22 protein-coding genes are annotated in these 23,087 nt (G+C 64.0%); 9 read left to right on the top strand and 13 right to left on the bottom strand.

Annotated elements, in window-relative coordinates; genetic code table 11:
- Positions 1-9: 9 nt before the first annotated feature.
- A complete protein-coding gene (locus tag QP922_RS01185) occupies positions 10-894 on the bottom strand; it encodes a sucrase ferredoxin (protein ID WP_070673564.1) in 885 nt (294 codons plus the stop codon).
- Between the two features lie 98 nt (positions 895-992).
- On the opposite strand from QP922_RS01185, the gene QP922_RS01180 reads away from it, so the two are divergent.
- The gene (locus tag QP922_RS01180) at positions 993-1,619 is read left to right on the top strand and encodes an AMIN-like domain-containing (lipo)protein (protein WP_284807425.1); all 627 of its coding nucleotides are present in this window, start codon (positions 993-995) and stop codon (positions 1,617-1,619) included.
- Here QP922_RS01180 and QP922_RS01175 read toward each other — a convergent pair.
- Positions 1,616-3,148, bottom strand: coding sequence for a DNA polymerase Y family protein (locus QP922_RS01175; protein ID WP_284807423.1), 1,533 nt, complete (start codon positions 3,146-3,148; stop codon positions 1,616-1,618). The two genes, QP922_RS01180 and QP922_RS01175, sit on opposite strands and share 4 nt — an antisense overlap.
- Entirely contained in the window at positions 3,145-3,825 is a 681-nt protein-coding gene (imuA', locus tag QP922_RS01170) for a DnaE2-dependent mutagenesis accessory factor ImuA' (RefSeq protein ID WP_284807422.1), read from the bottom strand. Before imuA' ends, QP922_RS01175 begins: the two co-directional genes overlap by 4 nt.
- 59 nt (positions 3,826-3,884) lie before the next feature.
- Between imuA' and QP922_RS01165 the strand changes: the two genes are divergently transcribed.
- Complete coding sequence (locus QP922_RS01165; protein WP_284807421.1) at positions 3,885-4,286, top strand: hypothetical protein; 402 nt, start codon at positions 3,885-3,887, stop codon at positions 4,284-4,286.
- A gap of 6 nt (positions 4,287-4,292) precedes the next feature.
- On the opposite strand, the gene QP922_RS01160 is transcribed toward QP922_RS01165, so the two are convergent.
- Together QP922_RS01160 and QP922_RS01155 are read right to left on the bottom strand one after the other, a co-directional pair.
- Positions 4,293-4,946, bottom strand: a complete 654-nt coding sequence (locus QP922_RS01160) for a response regulator (RefSeq protein WP_284807419.1) — start codon at positions 4,944-4,946, stop codon at positions 4,293-4,295.
- A gap of 2 nt (positions 4,947-4,948) precedes the next feature.
- Positions 4,949-6,094, bottom strand: a complete 1,146-nt coding sequence (locus QP922_RS01155; protein WP_284807418.1) for an ATP-binding protein — start codon at positions 6,092-6,094, stop codon at positions 4,949-4,951.
- A gap of 113 nt (positions 6,095-6,207) precedes the next feature.
- Here QP922_RS01155 and QP922_RS01150 point away from each other — a divergent pair, with 113 nt between their 5' ends.
- The 4 genes from QP922_RS01150 to QP922_RS01135 all read left to right on the top strand — a co-directional run bounded on the left by QP922_RS01150 (position 6,208) and on the right by QP922_RS01135 (position 10,389).
- Positions 6,208-7,263 (top strand): PspC domain-containing protein, encoded by a 1,056-nt coding sequence (locus QP922_RS01150; protein ID WP_284807417.1) that lies wholly within the window; start codon positions 6,208-6,210, stop codon positions 7,261-7,263.
- Between the two features lie 10 nt (positions 7,264-7,273).
- Positions 7,274-8,359 carry a threonine aldolase family protein gene (locus tag QP922_RS01145; protein ID WP_284807416.1) on the top strand — a complete coding sequence of 362 codons (1,086 nt, stop codon included), beginning with the start codon at positions 7,274-7,276 and terminating at the stop codon, positions 8,357-8,359.
- A 33-nt stretch (positions 8,360-8,392) separates the two neighbouring features.
- On the top strand, positions 8,393-9,472 hold the full coding sequence (locus QP922_RS01140; protein WP_284807415.1) for an HNH endonuclease signature motif containing protein: 1,080 nt from the start codon (positions 8,393-8,395) through the stop codon (positions 9,470-9,472).
- A 227-nt stretch (positions 9,473-9,699) separates the two neighbouring features.
- Complete coding sequence (locus QP922_RS01135) at positions 9,700-10,389, top strand: hypothetical protein (RefSeq protein ID WP_284807414.1); 690 nt, start codon at positions 9,700-9,702, stop codon at positions 10,387-10,389.
- 104 nt (positions 10,390-10,493) lie between these two features.
- On the opposite strand, the gene guaA is transcribed toward QP922_RS01135, so the two are convergent.
- Positions 10,494-12,056 (bottom strand): glutamine-hydrolyzing GMP synthase, encoded by a 1,563-nt coding sequence (gene guaA, locus QP922_RS01130; protein ID WP_210388201.1) that lies wholly within the window; start codon positions 12,054-12,056, stop codon positions 10,494-10,496.
- 66 nt (positions 12,057-12,122) lie between these two features.
- Between guaA and QP922_RS01125 the strand changes: the two genes are divergently transcribed.
- Positions 12,123-13,031, top strand: coding sequence for an EamA family transporter (locus QP922_RS01125; protein WP_284807412.1), 909 nt, complete (start codon positions 12,123-12,125; stop codon positions 13,029-13,031).
- On the opposite strand, the gene QP922_RS01120 is transcribed toward QP922_RS01125, so the two are convergent.
- Together QP922_RS01120 and guaB are read right to left on the bottom strand one after the other, a co-directional pair.
- On the bottom strand, positions 13,028-14,170 hold the full coding sequence (locus tag QP922_RS01120; RefSeq protein WP_284807411.1) for a GuaB3 family IMP dehydrogenase-related protein: 1,143 nt from the start codon (positions 14,168-14,170) through the stop codon (positions 13,028-13,030). The two genes, QP922_RS01125 and QP922_RS01120, sit on opposite strands and share 4 nt — an antisense overlap.
- A 9-nt stretch (positions 14,171-14,179) precedes the next feature.
- A complete protein-coding gene (gene guaB / locus QP922_RS01115) occupies positions 14,180-15,694 on the bottom strand; it encodes an IMP dehydrogenase (protein WP_284807410.1) in 1,515 nt (504 codons plus the stop codon).
- A gap of 136 nt (positions 15,695-15,830) precedes the next feature.
- Here guaB and QP922_RS01110 point away from each other — a divergent pair, with 136 nt between their 5' ends.
- On the top strand, positions 15,831-16,205 hold the full coding sequence (locus QP922_RS01110) for a DUF5319 domain-containing protein (RefSeq protein WP_039673837.1): 375 nt from the start codon (positions 15,831-15,833) through the stop codon (positions 16,203-16,205).
- 68 nt (positions 16,206-16,273) lie between these two features.
- Here QP922_RS01110 and QP922_RS01105 read toward each other — a convergent pair whose 3' ends face one another.
- Both QP922_RS01105 and QP922_RS01100 read right to left on the bottom strand, forming a co-directional pair.
- The gene (locus QP922_RS01105) at positions 16,274-17,119 is read right to left on the bottom strand and encodes a hypothetical protein (protein WP_284807409.1); all 846 of its coding nucleotides are present in this window, start codon (positions 17,117-17,119) and stop codon (positions 16,274-16,276) included.
- A 61-nt stretch (positions 17,120-17,180) separates the two neighbouring features.
- The gene (locus QP922_RS01100) at positions 17,181-17,795 is read right to left on the bottom strand and encodes a sigma-70 family RNA polymerase sigma factor (protein WP_284807408.1); all 615 of its coding nucleotides are present in this window, start codon (positions 17,793-17,795) and stop codon (positions 17,181-17,183) included.
- Positions 17,796-18,145: 350 nt separating this feature from the next.
- Between QP922_RS01100 and QP922_RS01095 the strand changes: the two genes are divergently transcribed.
- Positions 18,146-18,445, top strand: coding sequence for a WhiB family transcriptional regulator (locus QP922_RS01095; RefSeq protein WP_039674337.1), 300 nt, complete (start codon positions 18,146-18,148; stop codon positions 18,443-18,445).
- 122 nt (positions 18,446-18,567) lie between these two features.
- On the opposite strand, the gene QP922_RS01090 is transcribed toward QP922_RS01095, so the two are convergent.
- The 3 genes from QP922_RS01090 to groES all read right to left on the bottom strand — a co-directional run bounded on the left by QP922_RS01090 (position 18,568) and on the right by groES (position 22,901).
- Positions 18,568-20,883: an excinuclease ABC subunit UvrA gene (locus tag QP922_RS01090; RefSeq protein ID WP_502869577.1), complete on the bottom strand. Its 2,316-nt coding sequence runs from the start codon at positions 20,881-20,883 to the stop codon at positions 18,568-18,570.
- An 89-nt stretch (positions 20,884-20,972) separates the two neighbouring features.
- A complete protein-coding gene (gene groL, locus QP922_RS01085; RefSeq protein WP_284807406.1) occupies positions 20,973-22,589 on the bottom strand; it encodes a chaperonin GroEL in 1,617 nt (538 codons plus the stop codon).
- 12 nt (positions 22,590-22,601) lie between these two features.
- Entirely contained in the window at positions 22,602-22,901 is a 300-nt protein-coding gene (groES, locus tag QP922_RS01080) for a co-chaperone GroES (RefSeq protein ID WP_167595557.1), read from the bottom strand.
- Positions 22,902-23,087 lie beyond the last annotated feature (186 nt).

Below are 23,087 nucleotides of genomic sequence, written 5' to 3'. Positions count from 1 at the left end.
GTCCGTCCCCTACGCGTCGCGTCGCAAGACGCGACGCGCGGCAAAGTAGGAAGAGGTCTTTGGCTCGTCTCCGCAGGAGGAGACGACGCCGGAGGCCTCTTTTTCTTCGAGCTCCACTACCCACGCGCGGCCATCGCGATGGCGCACGGTGACGCTATCCTCCGCGGCAGTTGCCTCCGCCGCGGGCTCATCCGCCGCGGCGACGTGGAGGTCGCCGTAGTGGAGGTTCTCGGAGGCGTCGAGAAGCTCGCGCGCCACGGCGAGTTCTGCCACCTGGTCCTTCGGCGTATTCAACCCCGAGCCGCGGTTGGCCGGGTAGAAATACTCACCGCGCAAAGCCTTGCCCACAAGCTCGCGGCCGGCCTCTACGTTGAGGCGGCCGAAAGAGTAGCCCCACGGCATGAGCAACACCGAAGGCGCGAAACGGTGGCCCTTGGTGTGCGAGGTCTCCCACACGGTCTCCTCGTATTCACAGGCGAGCGAGGCAGCCAGTGGACGCCCCTTCACCGCACAACAGGCATCGCGCTTGGCGTGAGTACACACCAATACCAACGGCAAGCACGTGCCGCGCGGATTCTCCAAGTCAAGGTCCAGAATGTCCTCTGGGCCGTTGAGAATGTAGTCCTGCACAAGGCCCTCGCGGGCCCAGACCACGAAGCAGCGGAAATGCCCCGTATCGCGCTCGCGACCAGCGCGGCCTGGGCGGCGGATGAGCTGCAGGCCGGCTACGCCCTTGAGCTTGGCCTTAAGCTTCTCCGTAAGGCCGGGGCCGAAAGTGTGGCCGTCGAGCACATCCCGGGACCACGCCGCGGGCCACTCGAAGAGGACGTAGACGGATTCTTGCTTAGCGGTACCAGCCAGGGGTTCTACCTGGATATCGGAGCAGAAGGTCATGGCGCCAGTTTAACTGTCATCACTTCTTTCACAACAATGTGGTTACGATGTTCACTTCGGTTCCAGGAATTCCGCCTTGGGCAGCTACGCTCAACGTTATGCCGAAACACACTCTCTCGCGCGCAGCCACTTCCGTGGCGGCATTCGTCGCCTCGAGTGCGCTCGTGCTACAGGGCTGCTCCGTGTCCTCCGACGACACCTCCGCGCCGACCGCTACCGTCGACGCCACCTTGTCCGGCGCGTCCACCTCGACTGCCCAGAACGCCACGGCGCCCGCCGGGCTGACCCCACTAGGCGATGCCAACCTGGAGATGAAAACCCTCCGCCCACCAGTGCCGTCCGAGCTGGTGGTCACGGATGTGCGCGTGGGCAAACACGACGGTTTTGACCGCGTCGTCTTCGAGTTCACCGGCAATGGCTCACCGGGCTGGTTTATTGATTACGCCGACTCCCCCGCCCAACAAGGCTCGGGCAACCCGATTTCTTATGAGGGCGCCACGGCGCTGAACGTCAGCATTGACGGCACAGCATATCCTTTCCAGCTCGATATGGAAGACCCGAACATCGGCACGGTCAAGGGCGCTGGCGGCATGGTGACCCAGGTGGTTAACGCCGGCACCTTCGAGGCCCGTTCGCAGTTCGTCATCGGCCTTGCCGGGCGCCACCCCTACTCCGTCCAGGTACTTAAGGCACCGACGCGTCTGGTTATCGATATCCAGAACTAGGTATACGTCGCCTCCACCGACCAGCGCCCGCCTGCCCACACGAGGAGCCAGGCGCGCTGGCCGTTGTCGTTTTCTCCCACGACTTGCAGGCGCGCACAGCGCTGCGCCTCGTTCGGATCCCACCAGCCGGTATCCACTGGCCAGGGGCCGGCCCACCCGGTCACGCGGTAGCGGTGGCGCCCCCACCCTAGGCCCGCAGGTTCACCAGAGAGGAGGGCTTCGGCGGTGACGATGATGTCGGCTGCAGAGGCGTCGATAAGCCGGATGCGCGCGGCGGGGTGCGCCAGGCTCGCCGGCAGCGGCGCGGGGATGCGCCCGGGCCACGTGCCCTCCGGGGCAGGGTCGCGCTGCTCGCCGTAGGGAATCAGCTCGATACGCTCGGCTACCCCACGGCCCGCCGCCGGGCGCGGCTGCAGCACACGGTCCACACCGAGCTGCGATTGCACGCGCGCGATGACCCGCTTGGCCTGCTCCGTTGACTCACTCGCGCCCCAAAGCACACTATCCCCAGGTGGGGCGACTTCCACCGGTTCCAGCACAAGCTTCTCGACGCCCCCACCTTCGCCCGCCCGCGCACTACTCAGCCACCCATCGAGCTGCCAACGCACGCGGTCTGCCGTAGCGGCCTCGCTCAGTGCCTCCTGGGTGCGCCAAATGCGCTCGAGACGCGTGCCTCCCTCAAATTCGGCGATGACGCGCAGGCGCATGCAGATAAGGCCCGCGTGATCGAGCACCGCGTGTAGTCGTGCCGCCAGCTGGCGCGCGGCGAACGCCGCCGCGTCCACGCGCTCGAGCGGTTCCTCAAAGGCCTGCTCCACGCCTAGGTCGGGGCGAAGTAGTTCCGGCGCCACGCGCCGATCGGGCGCTGCCGAGGCCACCGCGTGACAACGCCGCCCGGCTTCCCCGAAGCGCGTGGTGACCTGGCGCAGCGGCAAGCCGGCAAGCTCTCCCAATGTGCGCACACCGAGGCGCTGCACGGTATGGACTACATCAGGCGGACAGCCCAATGCCACCTCCGCGGCGAGTACTCCCACTGGTTGATTCGCCAGGAACTCCCGCGACCCACCTGGGGAAACCACCGCGCCGAGGTTGTCGTGGCGCGCGGCAATGAGCGCGGTAGCAATCTCGTCGGCAACGCCGACGGTGGCGTCGAGGTGGGCTCTCGAGGAGGCGTCGACAAGCATCTCCACTGCCCTATCCTCACTTCCGTGGAAACGCCCCGCAGCACCCGCATCCACGATAACCAGGCCGGGGCGCAGGACCTCCACCGAGGACGCCACCGCATCAAGCCCCGCGGCAATCTCGGCGAAGACCGCACCATCGCGGTCCGGGTTAGCCTCCTCCACTCGCACATCCGGCAGCACTGCTTGGGCTTGGCGCACGCGCATCCCGCGGCGCACTCCGGCCCGGCGCGCCGCCGCATTGCACACCACTACGTGGTGCTGCGCGGCAATCACACATGCTGGCCTATCAGCGTCCTGCAGCGCCTGGATAGGCCAATCCGGGAACCACAGGGCCGCGACTCTCATACCACCTCCAGGCGTGGGCGCTCAGCCCTCTCGCCGCAGGTGAGCACCCCTCGGCGCGGGCGTGCGCTTTTCGACGCCACCCGCACCTCAATGTCCACTCCCCTAATACGCCCGCTGCCGCGACCTACACCGCGCACCGCCACGACATCTGCGTCAATCTCCGTGACCGTGCCCGGTAGCCGCGCGCCGACGGTCAGCAGTGCCGCTTGTCCGCCGCGCACCTTGGCCAGAACTGGCCGCGCTCGCGTGGGGCTAAGCTCGCCTAAGCCTTTGTGCACGACAAGATCCAGCCCCTCACACAACACTCCGGCGACTGCCCACGGCTCGGCTCCCGGATCGGGCACAACGATGACCCGGGAGACATCTCCTTCCTCGGCCACCTGTGCGAGCGAGAGGTCTGGCCAACCTACGATGCCCACGTGTCCGCCCGCCGCGCTAACATGGCTCACGAGTTCCACCACCAAAGCCGCACACTCCGCACACACGGTGGCCTGCTTTCGGGGCAAACCACCGCCTGGTAGCAGCAAAGATAGACCTTCGGGGACGGTGAGCATGTCCACATCTGGCTGGACATCCGCCGCCACGTCTGGTGTTTCCAGACGTTGAATCTGGGCGCGCAAAGCCGCGATCTGGTCGACCCGTGAGCCACCCGCGACGCGAACACCTGTTTGATTCATAGCTCCTATTATGAACCTCTCACCGGACACGCGCAATTGCACTGGTAGCGTTAGGCGCCATGAACCCCCTCCACGCGCACACCACCCCCATCCCCGCTCCGCTGTGGGTACGCCTCGGCGCCTCGCTGCTGGCCGGTGCCGCCGTGGCGGTGGGCACGAGCCGTATCCACTTCGGCCTAGCGCTCGGGCTCAGTCTGGTTTTTATCCTTGCGGCCTGCACGCTGGTATTCTTGCACCCCTACCGCCAGCGTATGCGCGAGTTCGCCGAGGATCACAACGTCTCCCTGCTGCCTTCCATAGCACAGCTGCTACCGCTCATGGTGCTGTGGCTCGCCATCATGGCCGCCCCACTTATCGCTCTACCAGCCTGGGGCAGCGCCCTGGTGTGGGCACTGGTCTTCGGGGCCGCGTTCCTGCTGTTCCCACATGTGGACGGCTCCCGCAGGCTCGCCTACGCCTAACACACCTTAAGCCAAATCGCGTGAGGTAGCCCAGCGGGTGAGCTGGTGGCGGTTGGACTGCTGGGTCTTGCGCAAAATGTTGGAGGCATGCGTTTCCACGGTCTTGACCGAAATAAACAACTGCTTGCCAATCTCGCGGTACGTATAGCCGCGCGCAAGCAGCCTTAAGACCTCCAGCTCACGCCTTGTGAGCGCATCCACCACTGGGTCTTGGCCCTCCTCCGGCTCCGGGGCGGGCGCGCCGGAGGCAAAAGCATCAAGGACAAAACCCGCCAGCCGCGGTGAGAAATACGCGTCCCCACTGTTGACCTGCGCTATCGCTTGGGCTAAGTCGGGGCCGGAAATATTCTTGGTGACATAGCCACGCGCGCCCGCCCGAATCAGCGCAATGACATCTTCTGCCGCATCCGACACGCTCAGCGCCAAAAACACCGGCCGCGACGACTGCTGTGCCGTCGCATTAATGACGGCGAGGCCGCCGCCGTCGGGCATGTGGACGTCGAGAAGCACCACGTCCGGCGAGGTACGCGCAATGCCCTCCAGCGCCTCCGCAACGGTGCCCGCATCCCCGACGATCTCGATCTCCGGGGCCGCCGCCAGCTCAGCGCGCACGCCAGCGCGGAAGACGGAGTGATCATCAACCAGAAAGACCTTCACCATGTTCACAACGCTACCGTGAGCTCCACCTCGGTGCCCTCCCCCGGGGTCGAGGTAATTCTCACACGCCCACCAGCGCCTTCTACGCGCGCGCGAATACTCTCACGAATGCCGTGCCTATCAGCGGGAATGTCCTCCACCTCGAAACCCACTCCACGGTCACGGACAAAAATGCTCAACTCGCCGGCCAGCAGCTCCGCATACACATCCACCATGTCCACGCCCGCATGTTTGCCGGCATTCACCATGGCCTCGCGCGCCGCTTGGATAAGCAGCTTGGCGGACTCCGTCAGTTCCGCGTCCTCGCCCACCGTCACCGGGGAGACTCGCAGGTCGAAAAGGTCCTCCACCTCCCCGCATGCCGCGTCGAGAGCACCGAAACAGGTGGTGGGGGCCGACGAGGGGGCGTCGAAAAGCCAGGCCCGCAGCTCACGTTCTTGGGCACGCGCTAAACGCGTCACCTCCCGCGGATCCTCCGCGCGCTTCTGGATGAGCGCCAGCGTCTGCAGCACCGAATCGTGCAGGCGGGAGGCAATCTCCGTGCGTTCCTCCGACACCGCCTTCGCCGCCTGCTCCTGCGACAGGGAACGCCACAGCTTGAGCACCAGCGGCACCACCAGCGCACCAAAACCCACCAGCGTCAGCGCCGTAGCCACAATCGCCGAACCGGATCCGCTCTCCCACGTCACCGCCGCCACCACAACGCCCACGATGACCAACGCGGCACCAGCCACGACGCTCACCATGCCCACCGGCGTATTCAAGCCGCGGTCGTAGGCTAGCCACGCCAGGACCGCACCGACGCCCACAGCAGCCAACGGCACCATTGCGCTTGGCGACGCCCCCGATACCCCCAACACCCCAATTACCCCTCCCACCAGCGCTAAGAACACCAGCAGGAGGGAGAAGGGGCTGCGGGAGGAGGGGCCGTCGTCAAGCGCAGGCGTGGACATCCACAGCCCGGCATAGACCATCGCTCCCACCCCGCCCATCACCGTCAGCACGGTAAGCGCAATGCGGACGTAGAGCACCGGAATCTGCAGATGCTGCGCGAGCCCCGCAGCCACGCCGGCCACCACGCGACCAGACTGGGGGCGCGACATCAACGGATACGGTGCTGCGTTCTCTGCAGGCACATAGGGCGAAGTCATACTCGTTATAGTCGCACGGTGACCCCCTCACGCACATCAGGGACAACCCTGAGGTGGAAAAATCAGGGCGATTACCGATTTCGCCACAAGGCCCCGCGCGGCACGATAAAAGCATGACGAAGAACAACACACTCAACCAGATGTGGTCGACCCGACCTGTCCGTATTCCCAAAAAGCAGGGCGGCGACGCCCACATCGCCGGTGTCTGCGAAGGCATCGCGGTGCGCTACCAGATTGATCCGACGATCGTGCGCGTGGCCTTTGTGGTCGCCACACTTGCTTTCGGCGGTGGCATCGCCGCCTACCTCACCGCATGGGCGCTCATGCCGCGCTATGGCTCGCCTTACTGCCCGCTCGATGCGGCCTTGGGCAAAGATGGCGCTAAGGAGGAGCAGGAGCTCGGCTGGATGCTGATTATTGGCGTCCTTCTTACCTTAAGCTCCGGCCCGTTATTCTTGAGCGGGCAATTCCTCAGCGGCCTTCCCCCTGCCGTGCTGACCTTTGGGCTGATGGCGCTGGCGTGGTACGCCCTGCATAGCCGTGAGCCGCTGCCGCCCAGCGGGCTGTTGGCGGCCGAACAGCCCGTGCGCGAAGAGCCGGTTGACCTTAACGCCTATAGCCCGGCGGAGGGCTTCCCCTTCCCACCTGGGCGTAGGACTCCGCCGTCGTGGGATCCTCTCGGCGTAGTGCCCGATGCCTGGGACCTGCCGGAGCCGGGCCCGCGGGAAGAGCCGAAAAAGAAGCGCGGTGCGCAGTGGGTTGAGGGAGCAATTGCTCTCGGTGCCGTGGGCGCCGCCCTGACGATTGCCTTCCTTGGGGTCTCCTTCGTCTCCGAGGCTGACGAGGAATCCGGCTTCAGTGCCCGCTTTAACGTCGGTTCTCAGCACATCGCCCCCACCAGTGCGGACGAGCTCGAAGAGCACTATGACCTGGGTATCGGTACCTCAACGGTAGACTTCAGCCAGCTCCACGATCTGAAAGACAAACACGACGTCACCATCGATATCGGCATCGGCACCGTGGAGGTCATCCTCCCGAAGGACGTCCCGGTATCACTCACGTGTGACGGCGGACTGGGCGAAAGCAACTGCACGGACCGCCATGACGATAATGCGCTGCTGGATATCCACATCGACGAGGGCATCGGCGAGCTCACCGTCACCGGCTAAACTTGCCCGCATGATTCACTTCGGCAACGACTACCACCGTTTAGCCCACCCCCGCGTTCTGGAAGCCATCGCGGAGGTAGGCGGCGTGCATTCTGGCTATGGCGCCGATGAGCTGTGCGCCGCGGCCGCCGATACTCTGCGCGCCGCCTGCCAGGCGCCGGATGCCGAGGTGCACTTCATGGTCGGCGGCACTCAGGCCAACGCCACGATTATTGCCTACCATCTGCGCCCCTGGGAGGCTGTCATCTCGGCCGATAGCGGGCACATCGCCACGCACGAGACGGGCGCCATCGAACACTCCGGCCACAAGGTCATAACCCTGCCGAACCAGCTGGGGAAAATCACCGCCGCGCAGGTCCGCGCGTGCGTGGAGGAGTACCGCGCCTCCGGGATTGAGGAACATATGCCCGAACCCGCGCTGGTCTACATCACGCAGCCCACTGAATACGGCACCACCTATACCCGCGCAGAACTCATCGACTTACGCAACGTCTGCAATGAGTACGAGTTGCGCCTGTTTGTCGACGGCGCCCGCCTCGGCTACGGCCTTTCTGCCGCGGATGTCACCCTGCCGGATCTCGCCGCGCTTGTCGACGTCTTCACCATCGGCGGCACCAAATGCGGTGCCCTCTTCGGCGAGGCCATCGTCTTCCCCACAGGTGCACCGCGCTTCCGCCACGCCATGAAACAACACGGCGGGCTGCTAGCTAAAGGATGGTTGCTCGGCGCGCAGTTCTCCGCCCTCTTCAGCACGGCCACTCCTGAGCCTGATCGTGCATGTGATCCTGCGCTCACTGAGGCTGAGGCTGCAGCTCCGGCAACGCTCTACGAGCAGATCTGCGCCCGCGCCAACGCCCAGGCCCAGCGCATCGCGAGGGCCTTCCATAGCGCTGGCATCAAGATGCTCTTTGACTCCCCCACCAACCAGCAGTTTGCGCTTCTTACCCGCGAGCAGGAAGACCAGCTCAAGAAAGACTTCGTGTGCGAATTCTTCGGCGAGCATGAGGATAAGCGCGTGGTGCGTTTCTGTACGGCGTGGTCGACGGAGGAGGGGGACGTCGATAAGCTGTGTACTGCGATTTCTTCACTCAAGTAGCGCGATAGCTCGACCTAGTTTAGGCTGTGGCCTATGCAACTGGGGGGTTACATTCAGGCACTAGCGCATGGGCTCGACATCGTCGAGCAGTGCGCCGATGTGACGCGCGCACAACTGGTTCAGATGGGCGCGCAGCCGGACTTCGCGGCGAAGCTTCTCAACCTGCACGAGGTGTACTTCGGCGACACCATGTTCCGCTCCCGGCAGCGCAAAGCGCGCCGCACGCGCCACGATGTGTTCACGCTCCTTGACATCGAGCGTTACTGTTCTCGGCTCAAGGCACGCAAGGCCTGGGAGTTGCGCCAGCTGCTGGCCGCTACCCCGCGGGAGAAGATCCCCATGGTGGCGAAAGCGAAGCTCAAGGAATGGCGCCCGCCCAAGGACCCCGCCCCGGGCGTGCGCGTGACGCGCCGGGAGGGCCGCAACCACACGCTGAGCATCACGGATAGCTCATTGAACATCTCGAAGCTGCTGGCCGTGCTCAAGACGACCGACAAGGACTTACTCACCGCGGCGCATACCGTGTTCCGCGGCGGGGGCGGCTCAGGCCAGAAGCTCCAATCCAACGTCATCGTGCGCCTCGATGAGATGGACCGCATCATTGATGGCGATGGCGAGGAGATTGAGCTGCAGCTGACCAACGGTGCCACGATGACGGGTGCGGAGTTTGTGCGCGAAAAGCTTGCCGACGTCGGCCTCATCACCCTTATCCATCCCCACCACGGCCCCGTCAACCTCTACATGGCTAGCCGCTTTGCCAGCCCGAAGCAGCGTCTTGCGCTGTCGGCAGAGCATCCCACGTGTGCGTGGCCTGGTTGCAATGCGCCTGCTGAGGATTCGCAGATTCATCACCTCATCCGCTTCCAAGATGGTGGGCCGACCAACATGGCCAACATGGTGCCGCTGTGCGCGTATCACAATGCGGTCAACGACGATGACCCACGGCACCCAACTGGCCGCGGCCGCTTGGACCGCATCGACGGCCGCGTGCATTACCTGCCGCCGTGGGCGGGCCCGCCCGTTCCAATTCCCAGCCCCGCGCACCCGCCGCGCTCGTCCTCACCGCCCGGTGGTTCGGCTAGCACTGGCCCGCCCGATCCGCCGCCGGGTTAATCCTCGTTCCCCGCGCCGAATCACCGGCGCACCGCGCGTCCAAGCCTCCGACCAGCCGCCCACTGAGGAATAGTCCTCGGTGCGCGGCTACACGTGCGCGCCCACTCTAAAAGCCCCGTTCAGGGGGCTATTTTTTCACCTTCGCCGAGCTAGAAGCAGTGCGTTTTGGGGGCGCTGGGGAATCATCCCCTTCCTCCTGAAAGCGGCCTGTTGCTAGCGTTCGGGTCATGAAATATTCCCTGATTCTTCCCTGCATCCTCGGCTGCGCGGCACTCGCCGCCTGCTCCCCTGCCACCGAAACCACGACCACTGACCACAGCATGCCGAATGCTGCCGCTAACGCCCCGCTCGCTGCCGAAGCCTCCGTTGGCGGCGGCTCTGTTCCCCAAGCTGCAACGCGTGCCGCCGCCGTTGCCTTCAACCCCGGCGGAGCACGAGCCGGCACGGCAGACACCTGCGCCACCGAAAACGCTTACTTCCACACGCGCTACGGCCTCGGCGCTGAGGGAGTCACCGCTTTGCGCAGCGACGTCGTGCCCCGACTCTATTTCACCGTGACCGATGGCGGCTACAACCCCTGCGCACCTATCAGCTACTCCGTGCTGAGCGGGACATACGGCAATCTCAACGGGCCAGGCGGGCTCGGATCCTCGATTGCCCAAGGCCTCATCGTCTGGTCGGGTTCGACCCCATTGGCCAACACCGGCGTGACGGCAGCCAGCATCGAAAATGTGCAGGTGCTAAGCGACGACACCCTCCAAGCCACCTTCGGCCGCCGCGGCGGCACCACGGCAGAAGGAATCACGGAGCGCGCTACCGTTCAGCTCCAGATCCAAGGCGACCAGCTCGTGCCGATTAGCGGTGACATCGCGCTCTACAACGACATGATCAGCGGCCCGCCCACCATCATTCCCTAAACCGCCCAGCAACAACCGCAGGGCACAATACACAGCGCAGCCGCGCCCTTGAGTCATTAGGGCACGGCCGCGCTACTGTGCGAAGGTTTTTCATCCCCACGCGTTTACTCCCACTCGATGGTTCCTGGCGGCTTCGACGTCACGTCGAGCACGACTCGGTTAACATCCTTGACTTCGTTGGTAATTCGGGTAGAGATCTTCTCCAGCACGTCGTACGGCAGGCGGGTCCAGTCCGCAGTCATGGCGTCTTCGGAGGATACCGGGCGCAGGACGATCGGGTGTCCGTAGGTGCGGCCATCGCCTTGGACGCCGACCGAGCGGACGTCGGCAAGCAGCACCACCGGGCACTGCCAAATCTCGCCATCCAGGCCAGCGTTGGTCAGCTCAGTACGCGCGATGAGGTCCGCCTGACGCAAGGTCTCAAGACGCTCTTCGGTGACCTCACCAATGATGCGGATGCCCAGGCCCGGGCCCGGGAACGGCTGGCGTGCCACGATTTCTTCCGGCAGGCCCAGTTCGCGGCCAACCGCACGGACCTCGTCCTTGAAGAGCAGGCGCAGCGGCTCGACGAGCTCGAACTCGACGTCGTCAGGCAGGCCGCCCACATTGTGGTGGGACTTAATGTTCGCGGTACCATCACCGCCGCCGGACTCCACCACGTCCGGGTAGAGCGTGCCCTGCACCAGGAACGCAGCGTCCTGGCCGTCCAGGGCTTGGTCGACGACGCGCTCAAAGGAGCGGATGAACTCCGCACCGATGGCCTTACGCTTAGCCTCCGGCTCAGTCACACCAGCCAGCTTGGAAAGGAACGCCTCGCGCTCATCAGCGGTGATGAGCTTCGCGCCAGTCGACGCCACGAAATCCTTCTCCACCTGCTCACGCTCGCCCGCGCGCAGCAGGCCGTGGTCGACGAAGACACAGGTCAAACGGTCACCAATAGCGCGCTGCACCAGGGCCGCGGCCACGGCGGAATCCACGCCACCGGACAGGGCGCAAATGGCGTGGCCGTCCTCGCCAATCTGCTCACGCACATCCTCAATGAGGCGCTCCGCAATGTTCTCAGCGGTCCAGTTCTGCTCCAGACCAGCCACCTCAGTAAGGAAGCGCGTGAGCACCTCTTGGCCGTGCGGCGAGTGCAGGACCTCCGGGTGGTACTGCACGCCTGCCATCTTCTTGGACAAGCACTCCATGGCAGCCACGGGCGCGCCGTCGGAAGAGGCAGTCACCTCGAAGCCCTCCGGGGCTTCAGAGACCGAATCGCCGTGGGACATCCATACCTTGTGGGTGTCCTCCAGGCCCTTATGCAGCACGCCGCCGGACACGGTCATGTCCGTGCGGCCGTACTCGCGGGCACCAGTGGCGGCCACGGTGCCGCCGAGGACGCGAGTCATGGACTGGAAGCCGTAGCAGATACCAAAGACCGGGATGCCGAGCTCGAGCAGCTCCGGCTTGAGCTCCGGGGCGCCATCGGCATACACCGAAGACGGCCCGCCGGAAAGAATCAGCGCAGCCGGGTTTTTGGCTTTAATGTCTTCTACCGACGCAGAGTTGGGGACAACCTCGGAGTAGATGTTGGCCTCACGCACGCGGCGGGCGATGAGCTGCGCGTACTGGGCGCCAAAGTCCACCACGAGGACAGGACGCGGGGTTGTATTTGGGGTAGTCACGGCCACCAGTTTAACGCAGTGCTCCTTTCGCAGTGAATGTCGAGGGAATGTAGGACAATAGTCCGCATGACCAACCCGCTCGCTATCCTGTGCGTCATTGGCTCGTGCATCTCGCTACAGCTCGGAGCGAGCCTGGCCATTCAGCTCTTTCCTCATGCGGGCACGTGGGGAACGGCGTCGATGCGTTTGCTGATGGCCTCGGCAATCCTGTTGCTCATCGCGCGCCCCAAGGTGCATACGTGGGACCGGGAAAAGTGGATTTCGGCTGCGCTGTTTGGTGTGTCGTTGGGGTTGATGAATGGCTTCTTCTACGCGGGCATCGAGGTGGTTCCGCTAGGCCCCGCGGTGACCATTGAGTTCGTGGGCCCGTTGCTGTTGGCGGCGGTTTTGTCGCGGTCGCTTCGCGACGCCACCTGCGTCACCCTCGCCCTCATCGGTATGGCCCTACTGGGCGTGGACTCGTTGACCGGAGAGCCGCTGAGCCCGCGCGGCGTGGTGTTCTTGGTGTTGGCCGGTGCTTGTTGGGCTGCCTACATCCTGGCAAGTAAGAAGGCTGGAGCGCTCTTTAGCGGCCAAGATGGTCTAGCAGTGGCCCTGTTCATTGGCGGGCTGACGCTGCTGCCGCTGGGAGGACGCGGCGCGCTCGTTCTGGTCAGCGATCCGTGGTTGCTGTTCGTGGCGTTGGGAACGGGCGTGCTTGCGTCACTTATCCCCTACACACTTGAGTTCATCGCTCTCAAGCGTCTTGCTCCCAATGTCTTTTCCATTCTCATCGCCCTCGAGCCGGTGTTCGCCGCCTTCTTCGGCTGGCTGCTCCTCTCCCAGGGCGTGACCGCGCTCAAGCTCACGGCCATTGCCTTGGTGGTATTGGCATCGGTCGTCCAAACGATGGTGCCAGCGCGCGGGCGCATCATTTTCCGCACAATTGCGCTGCGCCCACGCGCCCCGTGGCGCTTCCGCCGCCCGCGGAATTAACGGACGGCCAGGCCCACCTTCTGGAAGGACTTCAGATCCGTATAGCCGCACTTGGCCATGGCGCGCTTGAGGCCACCGACGAGGTTGAGCTCACCCAGTGGCTCATTGGATGGGCCATGCACGACGACCTCGAGGGACGGCGATCCCGCTGGGACAGCTTCGTCGTCGGCGGCGCCGAGGAGGGTGCCAGCCACACCAACCGGCTCAATGACGCCGCGCGGGAAACGCGGGTGGCCGGCCGTCGACGGCCAGTACCAGCCCTTACCGCCGGCCTCCGCCGCACGCGCGAGGACCGGGCCCAGCACGACGCCATCGGCGCCACAAGCAATGGCCTTGGCGATGTCCGCGGAGGTGTGGATGTCGCCGTCGGCAAGCACATGCACGTAGCGGCCCCCGGTTTCATCCAGGTAGTCGCGGCGAGCGGCCGCAACGTCCGCGATGGTGGTCGCCATCGGGATATCAATGCCGAGAGTCTCCGGGTTAGTGTTCACGCCGGAGCCGACGATGATGCCGGCCGCGCCCGCGCGCATAAGGTGCAGGGCCGTGGTGTAATCCGCCACGCCACCAGCAATCACCGGGGTATCCAGTGAACCGATGAATTCCTTGAGGTTGAGCGGCTCGCCGCCGGTTTGCACGTGCTCGGCGGAAATCAGCGTGCCGTGGATGAACAACAGCTCTGCACCGGCCTTGATGACCACCGGGGCGAGCTCGCGGGCACGCTGCGGGGACACGCGCACGGCCACGGTGACGCCGGAATCGCGCACCTGCGCGATGCGCTCGGCCAGCAGCTCTTCATTGAGGGGTGCGGCATGCAGCTCCTGCAGCGTAGACAGGTCGCCGAAGTTCTCCGTCACGCGGGCAATCGCGCCCTCCAAGTCCTCGTGGCGGCCCCACAGGCCCTCTGCGTTGATGACACCGAGACCGCCCTGCTTGCCCATCTCAATGACGAACTCGGGAGTGGCAAGAGCATCAGTCGGCGCCGAGACGAACGGAACGTCGAAGGTGTAGGCGTCAATGTTCCAGGAGGTGTCCACGTCCTTGGAGGAACGCGTACGACGGGTAGGCACCAGGGACACCTGGCTGAGGTCATAGGTGCGGCGTGCCTCGCGGCCGACGCCAATTTCTACGTAATCACGCATGATGAGTCCTTAGCGGTAGTTCGGAGCTTCGACGATCTGCTGAAGGTGGTGCGGGTGAGACTCCTTAAGGCCCGCAGCGGTGATTTGGACAAACTGCTTGGTCTTCAGCTCGGCCAAGGTTGCGGAACCGGTGTAGCCCATGGAGGCACGCAGGCCGCCGACAATCTGGTGAACAATGGCATCAATGTCACCGCGGAACGGCACGCGGCCCTCCACGCCTTCTGGCACCAGCTTATCCTCGCTACGCACATCCGCCTGGAAGTAACGGTCCTTAGAGTAGGACCGCTTCTCACCCGTAAGCCCGCGACCCTGCATCGCGCCCATGGAGCCCATGCCACGGTAGCGCTTGTACTGCTTGCCCTGGACCACGACGATATCGCCCGGGGACTCGGTAGTGCCCGCCAGCATGGAGCCCAGCATGACGGCATCCGCACCGGCGGCCAGCGCCTTGGCAATATCACCGGAGTACTGCATACCGCCGTCCGCAATGACCGGCACACCCGCCGGACCAGCTTCGGCGGCGGCTTCCATAATGGCGGTAATCTGCGGCGCGCCCACGCCTGCGACCACGCGGGTAGTACAGATGGAGCCGGGGCCAATACCGACCTTGATGGCATCCGCGCCGGCCTCAATCATGTCGCGGGCAGCAGCACGGGTGGCTAGGTTGCCGCCGATGACGTCGACGCGGTCACCGAAGTCCTTCTGCACGCGGGAAACCATCTCAAGCACGCGGTTGTTGTGGGCATGGGCGGAGTCGACGACGAGGACGTCCACGTCGGCGTCGACAAGCTGGCCCGCGCGCTGATAAGACTCCTCACCAGTACCGATACCCGCCGCCACGAGCAGACGCCCGGAGGAATCCTTGGAGGCATTCGGGAACTGCTCAGTCTTGACAAAGTCCTTAACGGTGATGAGGCCGACGAGCTTGTTGTCATCATCGACGATGGGCAGCTTCTCCACCTTATTAGCGGACAGCAGCGCCAGCGCCTCTTCCTTGCTGACACCTTCCTTGGCCACAACCAGCGGCATCGGCGTCATAATCTCGGAGACGGTGCGGGAGAAATCCGGCTCGAAGCGCATGTCACGGTTGGTGCAGATACCCACGAGGACGCCCTGCTTATCGACGACCGGCAGGCCCGAAATCCGGTACCGCGCGCACAGCGTATCGATTTCGTCGATAGTCATGTCCGGGGTGGCAGTCACGGGATCGGTGACCATGCCAGATTCGGAACGCTTCACAATCTCAACCTGTTGCGCCTGGTCCTCCGCGGACAGGTTGCGGTGCAGGACACCAATGCCACCCTGGCGGGCCATGCCGATGGCCATGCGGGCTTCGGTCACCGTATCCATCGCGGCGGAAGCCAGCGGCACTCCGAGGCGAATGTTGCGGGTGAACTGCGCCGAGGTATCCACCTCGGAGGGAACGACGTTGGATTCTGCCGGAAGCAGCAAAACGTCATCGAAGGTGAGGCCGTAGAGTGCAATCTTGTCGGGGTTGTCTCCGCCGGTGTGGACGTGGCTCATGAGGGTAAAGCTCTCCTAAACTGACCGAATAGTTGTATGCGGTGATCCTCACTGTAGTGCGTGTGCAGCTCATAGTGGTAGCCGTACCCGCGCAAGAGAATTGCTATGCGGGCGCCAAGTCAATAGGCTCGCAGACGTGAACTTTTTCGCCAACATGCCCCGCGATCCTTTCGCGGACGATCCGAACGACCCGGCTTCTTTCCTCGAGGAAGAGGACCACGTCGAACCGCTGTCCGAGGAGGACCGCCTCGGCGTCATTCATGATCTCGCCATGGTCCAGGAATTTGCGCGTGTCTTAAGCCCGCGCGGCATCGACGGCATTTTCTTCTTCTGCGAAGACTGCGAGGAAAACCACTTCTACGAGTGGCACATCTTGGCCGCCAATATGCAGGCCACCCTCCAGGGCCAGCTGGCACCGGTCCATGAGCCAGGCGCGGAGCCGGACCCAGCGCGCTATGTGCCGTGGGATTATGCGGTGGGCTATCTCGACGGTATGGATTCGCGCTACTAGCGCGCGGTTGGACACATAAAAAGAACCTCTCCCCTTGATGCTGCTCGGGGGAAGAGGTTCTTTTTGTTTTACTGCTGGAACTGCGCCGGCGGGAGACCGTTGCCCTCTGGCGCGTCCTCGGGTGCCGTATCCGGTGCCGGCTGCTGCGGGGCTTGCTCGCCACCGCCCGGTTCAGCGGGCTCCGGGTAGTTCTGCGCCGGCGGGTTCAGCGGATTGCCTACTGAGACCGTGCTCGTGACCACAACAGTAGAGACCGCAGTCTGGGTCTGGGTTACGGTCACCGGCTCCTGCGGCGGCTGCTCCTCCTCTTCCACCGGTGCGGGCTTCTCCACTGTCTGCGTTGCCGTCACCGTGGCGCGTGGCTGCGGCTTGGCCGGGCGCTCAGGCTGCTCTGCGCGTTCCTGCTTGGCTTGGTCCACCATCTTGCGGGCTTCTTCCAGCAGCTGGCGGGTACCATCCATGTCTCCTTGAGCGGAGCGCTTTTCCATTTCATCGAGCGTGCCAGCTAGCTCCACGACGGAAACGTCCTGGTCTTCCGCACCGAAGAGAGACTGGTTAACACCATAAAGCGGGGAACCCGGGCCAGCGTTAACAATCACCGCGCCAGAGCCGGCGATGAGCAGCGTTGCCGCGGCTGCGCCAATGAGACCGTGCATAAGAGGCTTGCTGCGACGGCGGCGGCGCGCAGAGGCCAGAGAGATTACGGCAGGTTCCTCGTCCGCGCCTTCGATGAGCGGAGCCGGAGGCATCTGCTTCTCGACGTCCCCACGCAGCCCCAACAGGAGCCCCGCCAACTCATCATCGCCGCCCGTGGGGTCAATGCCTTCGGAGAGACTGGTGAGGAATGCATCATCGTCAACCAAGGGCTGCAGCTGCTCAGCGACGCCCTGCTGAGCCTGCTCCTTCTTTGCCATGATGTCCTCCCTTCCTTGATAGAGAATGATTTTAAATTGTCCGTGCCAAGTGCCGTATATCTCAGTCCGCGCTCGAATCGAGAGACTTTCGCAATTGCGCCAGCGCACGATGCTGTGCCACGCGGACTGCGCCAGGAGTTGATTCCACAATCTCAGCGGTTTCCTCTGCCGACAGTCCTACGAACACACGCAAGATGATGATGTCCTGGGCCTTGTCACTTAACGTATCGAGCAACGCACGCACTCTGTTACTACCATCCATGACCAGCGCGGATTCTTCCGGAGTGGCGTCGTCAGCCGCGTCTTCGGGAACCTCGTCGGTGGGGTTGGTCTGGTCGCGGCTGAGCGCGCGGTGGGCGTCGGTGACTTTGTGGGATGCGATGCCGTACACATAAGCCATAAAGGGGCGGCCTTTGTCCTTGTACGTGCTAATCGACGTCGCCACGGCCAAGCAGATCTCCTGTGCTACATCCTCCGCCGTGGGTTGGCGGTGGCCGCCGATGCGCGCGCGGCAATAGCGCAGGACCTGCGGGTGGATGATGCGCATGATGTCTTGCAGGGCGCGGCGGCTACCGTCGACAGCCAGCGGAACGAGGTCCGCCAATTCCTTTTCGCTGTCGCGCTTCGATGCCGTTGCCGCATCGCTCGCGCCTGTAGCTTTGGTAGCCACTGCCATCCTTGCTTGTTCTTCTTGCCGTATTATTTCGCTTTATTTCTTCGCGTTGTGCACAAATATCATGTCACACCCGTGAGCTGAATCCCGAAACGACGGGCATATTCCCCATTCTTAGCCCACCATAAAAAAGTTCATATACCGTTCACCTTGCGCATAAACGCAGGTCAATCTGCACAAAACCGGACACCTTGTCAGGGTTATACCTGAATGTCAACAAGGTGTAACGTGTCGTTCACCCAAGGCAGTCACACTTCATTCTCGTCTCACCCCGGCACTCACGGAGTCATGTTTTCGGTGGCAGTCGTGTCCTCGTGTCCGGGCGCTCTATCTTCAACGAAGGAGAATCGAACGTGTCTCAGTCATTCCTGCTCCCCGGGCCGAATGCGGACTTTTGGGATTGGCAGCTCCAGGGCGCATGCCGTGGAGAAAACTCTGACGTGTTCTACCACCCGGACGGCGAGCGCGGTCGCGCCCGCGCTCAGCGCGAGAACCGCGCCAAGGCAATCTGCCACACCTGCCCGGTCATCGAGCTGTGCCGCGAGCATGCTCTGGCTTCCGGCGAGCCTTATGGCGTCTGGGGCGGCATGAGCGAATCCGAGCGCGTGGTGGCTTTGCGCTCGCGCCGCACCCACGCCACCGTGAGCGCCTAGCCTGCGGCGCCCAACCGAGTGCCCCTAGCCTGCGGCGCCTTTTCGTGCGCGCCTAGCAGTGTGCGCTTGGCCTCCTCGGAGCACCTGCTTCGAGTGAAGTTTCTTTAAGTAGCATCACGCGGCTACACCACCTGGGCCAGATAACGGGCCGTCACCGTGCCCGTCTCTAGGAATTCCCGCGGCGAACACGCAGCGACAATCTCGCCGCCCGCGGACCCTGCGCCGGGCCCGAGGTCGATGATGTGATCCGCATGCGCCACAACGGCACGGTGGTGCTCGACGCAGATGAGGGTGAGGGAGGAGTCCACGAGGTCGTCGAAAAGCGCCAGCAGCGTATTGACGTCCTCGCGGTGCAGGCCTACCGTGGGCTCGTCGAGGACAATGATGTCGGCCGTAGCCTTGCGGTCACACAGGCGCACCGCCAGCTTCAAGCGCTGGCGCTCGCCGCCAGACAACGTGGAAAGCGGTTGGCCCAGCGTGAGGTACCCCAGCCCCACGGCCACGAGCTGCTCGCACACGCGCTTAGCCGCCGGAACCTTGGCCACCGTGCAGTACTCGACGGCCTCTACCGCAGGCAGGGCTAATACGTCGGCGATATTCTTGCCCGCCAGCTCGTAGTCCAGAACGTCGGCGGCAAAGCGGCGGCCCTCGCACACCTCGCAGGGCACGTCGGCGCTATCCATCGCACCAAACTCGACGGTCACCACGCCGGCACCGGAGCAGGCCGGGCACGCGCCGTCGGAATTGAAGGAAAACATCCCGGGCGTCGCGCCCTCGTTGGCTTTAGCGAAGGCCTTGCGCAGCGCATCCATCGCACCGGTGTAGGTAGCCGGGTTAGAGCGCCGCGAGCCAGACAGCGGAGACTGGTCGACGATAAGAACGCGATCGCTGTCCGGCACACAGTTCATCAGCGAGGACTTACCCGACCCCGCCACGCCGGTAATCACGGTGAGCACACCAAGCGGGATGTCCACGTCGATGTTCTTCAGGTTATTGCGGCTCGCCCCGCAGATCTCCAGCACCCCGGTGGGCGTGCGCACCTCCTCCTTGAGCTGGACCTTTCCACTCATGGTCGGCGCGTCGCCAACGGAAACAATCTCACCGCCTGCCGCACCTGCGCCTGGACCGAGTTGAACCACGCAATCCGCAATGGCCATCGTCTCCGGATTGTGCTCTACGACGAGCACCGTGTTGCCCTTATCGCGCAACTGCAGCAGCAACTCGTTCATGCGCGTGACGTCGTGTGGATGCAGACCGGCGGTGGGCTCGTCGAAGACGTAGGTGACGTCTGTCAGCGCCGAGCCGATGTGGCGCACCATGCGCGTGCGTTGCGCCTCGCCACCACTAAGGGTGCCGGTTGGGCGCTCCAGCGTAAGGTAACCCAGCCCCAAATCGAGGGCTGCTTCCAACCCGCGCAGCGGGGCTGCAGCAAGGGGTGAGGTGAGGGTGCGGAGCCAGGAGGAGGCGTCGGCAAGCTCCATGGCGCACACGTCCGCGATGGAGACGCCATTGATGTAGGACTCCCGAGCATGCTGCGCAAGGCGCGTGCCATGGCAGTCCGGACAGGCGACAAAGACCACTGCGCGTTCCACAAACGCACGCATGTGCTTCTGCAGGGATTCCACGGGTTTGCTCAGCACGTTGGTCTTGAGCCGCGTGACCAGTCCCATGTAGCTCATGTTGATGCCACCGACCTTGACTTTGGTCTCGGTCTCATAGAGGTCGCGCTTCTGCTCCTCGGTGAAATCCTTGACGGGCACGTCGGCCGGGTAGAGCCCGGATTCGGCGTAGGCGCGCCACATCCATGAATCCGCCTTCATTCCGGGGTAGACGATGGCGCCGTCGTTGAGGGACAGGGACTCATCGACGAGCTGGCGCTTGTCGACGTCCCCCACCTCTCCCCTTCCCTCACACCTCGGGCACATGCCGCCGGTGCGCTCGAAGCGGCGGACCTCCTTGACACCATTGACCTCGATGGCGCCCTGGCCGGAAGCGGAGGGAACGTTAAAAGAGTAGGCTGCGGGCCCGCCGGCGCGAGGTTCGGCGAGGCGGGAGAAGAGCACGCGGAGATGTCCGGTGATGTCGGTGGCGGTGCCGAAGGTGGAGCGCGCGGAGGCTGCCATGGGTTCTTGGCCTACGACGATGGCGGCGGTCAATCCTTCGAGTTGGTCCACGTCGGGCCGCGGTGGCGCTTGCATGAAGCCTTGGACGAAGCCGGGGTAGGTTTCGTTGATGAGCCGCTGGGATTCGGTGGCGATGGTGTCGAAGACTAGGGAGGTCTTGCCAGAACCGGACACGCCGGTGAAGACAGTGAGCGCGCGTTTGGGGATGCGAGCGTTGACGTTCTTGAGGTTGTTTTCGCGAGCGCCAGTGACCGTGATGAATTCTTGTTCCACGGCTCCACAGTCTAGTAACGAGGGCGAAGCTTCCCATCCCATGGCGAAGGCCCGCCGTGCCCCACAGGTTGTGCGGGCGGCGGGCCTTCCTTGCGGCAATGTGGGAAGCTCCTGCTTCCCACGCACACGTTTTAGTGCGCGTGCGCGTGGCCGGACTGTGCCGGTTCTTCTTCGGCAGGCTTTTCCACAACGGAAGCCTCGGTGGTGAGAACCATGCGGGCCACGGAGGCGGCGTTCACGACGGCGGAGTGGGTTACCTTCACCGGGTCGATGATGCCCTGCTCCAGCAGGTTGCCGTACTCCAGGGTGGCGGCGTTGAAGCCCTCACCGTTGGGCAGCTCGGCAACGCGGGCCACCACGACGGAGCCATCCAGGCCGGCGTTCTCAGCAATCCAGTAGGCCGGGCGGGTCAACGCGCGGGATACTGCCAGCACACCAATCTTGGCCTCGCCCTCGAAGTCCTCAGCGAAGGACTCGAGCTCCTTGGAGATCTGGACCAGTGCGGAACCGCCGCCGGCGATAACACCTTCCTCAACGGCCGCGCGGGCGGCGTTGATGGCGTCCTCGACGCGCAGCTTGCGCTCGTTGACCTCGGTCTCGGTAGCGGCGCCAACGCGGATAACGGCAACGCCACCGGAGAGCTTGGCCAGACGCTCCTCGAGCTTCTCCTTATCCCAGGTGGAATCGGTGCGCTCGATTTCGCGGCGCAGCTGCTCGCGGCGCTCCTCGACGGCCTCTGCGGTACCTGCACCATCCACGATCACGGTGTCTTCCTTGGACACGGTGACGCGGCGGGCGGAACCGAGAACCTCGGGGCCGACCTCCTTAAGGTTGATGCCAACCTCCGGATCGACGACGGTAGCGCCGGTAACAACAGCCAGGTCATCCATGAAGCCCTTGCGGCGCTCGCCGAAGTACGGGGACTTCACTGCGGCGACCTTAAGGACCTTGCGGATGGAGTTCACCACGAGCGCCTGCAGCGGCTCGCCCTCGATGTCCTCAGCAATGATGAGGGTCGGGCGCGAGGACTCCGCGATCTTCTCCAGCAGCGGCAGGAAGTCCGGCAGGGAGGAGATCTTGTTGCGGACGAGGAGAATTGCGGCGTCGTCCAGCACGGCGTTGTAGGTCTCCTCCTCCGTTGCGAAGTACGGGGAGAGGTAGCCCTTGTCGAAGGAAATACCCTCGGTCACGTCCACAGCAGACTCGATGGTCTGGGACTCCTCGACGGTGACAACACCGTCCTTGCCCACCTTGTCCATAGCGCCGGCGACCATCTCGCCGACCTCCGCATCGCGGGAGGAGACGGTGGCAACCTGAGAGATCTCCGCGGAGGAGTTCACCGGGGTGGCGCGCTTCTTGAGCTCCTCGACGACCTTTTCAGCGGCCGCCTCGATGCCCTTGTTGAGCTCCACCGGGTTAGCGCCGGCAGCAACGTTGCGCAGGCCCTCAAAGACGAGCGCCTGGGCCAGCAAAGTGGCGGTGGTGGTGCCGTCACCGGCGATGTCGTTGGTCTTAACAGCCACGGACTTCACCAGCTGGGCGCCGAGGTTCTCAAACGGGTCGTCGAGGTCAATGTCGCGGGCGATGGTGACACCGTCGTTGGTGACGGTCGGGCCACCGAAGGCCTTGGACAGCACGACGTTGCGGCCGCGGGGGCCGAGGGTGACCTTGACGGCGTCGGCAAGCGTGTCTACACCGCGCTGGATGCCCTCGCGGGCCTCCTGGTCAAATGCAATCAGCTTTGGCATAGGGTTAATCGCCTACTTCTCGATGACAGCGAGCAGGTCACGAGCGGACAGCAGGAGGTACTCCTGGCCGTCGTACTTCAGCTCGGTGCCGCCGTACTTGGAGAAGATGACGGTGTCACCCTCGTTAACGCCAACCGGAACAACCTCGCCCTTGTCGTTGGTGCGGCCCGGGCCTACAGCTACGACGGTGGCCTCCTGCGGCTTCTCCTTTGCGGAGTCCGGGATAACAAGGCCGGATGCAGTGGTGGTCTCAGCTTCAACGATCTGGACGAGGACCTTGTCCTCCAGCGGCTTGATGTTTGCCATGATGATTTCCTCCAAAGTGTTCTCAATGCGCGCCCATATGAGCGCGCGTGTGCCGGTTGTGGGTAGCCCAGCACAGCCGTCGTCGCGGGTGAACAACTGTGGGTCAAAACAACCTGACTAGCACTCTACCCGCGCGACTGCTAGCCCTCAACGTTGTGGGGCGCTAACTCGTTCGCCCTGCGCGAACGCCAG

It is taken from the genome of Corynebacterium sp. MSK218 (assembly GCF_030232655.1).
GTDB lineage: Bacteria > Actinomycetota > Actinomycetes > Mycobacteriales > Mycobacteriaceae > Corynebacterium.
The sequence above is the reverse complement of the archived record's forward strand: the minus strand, read 5'-3'. Positions and strand labels throughout refer to the sequence as shown.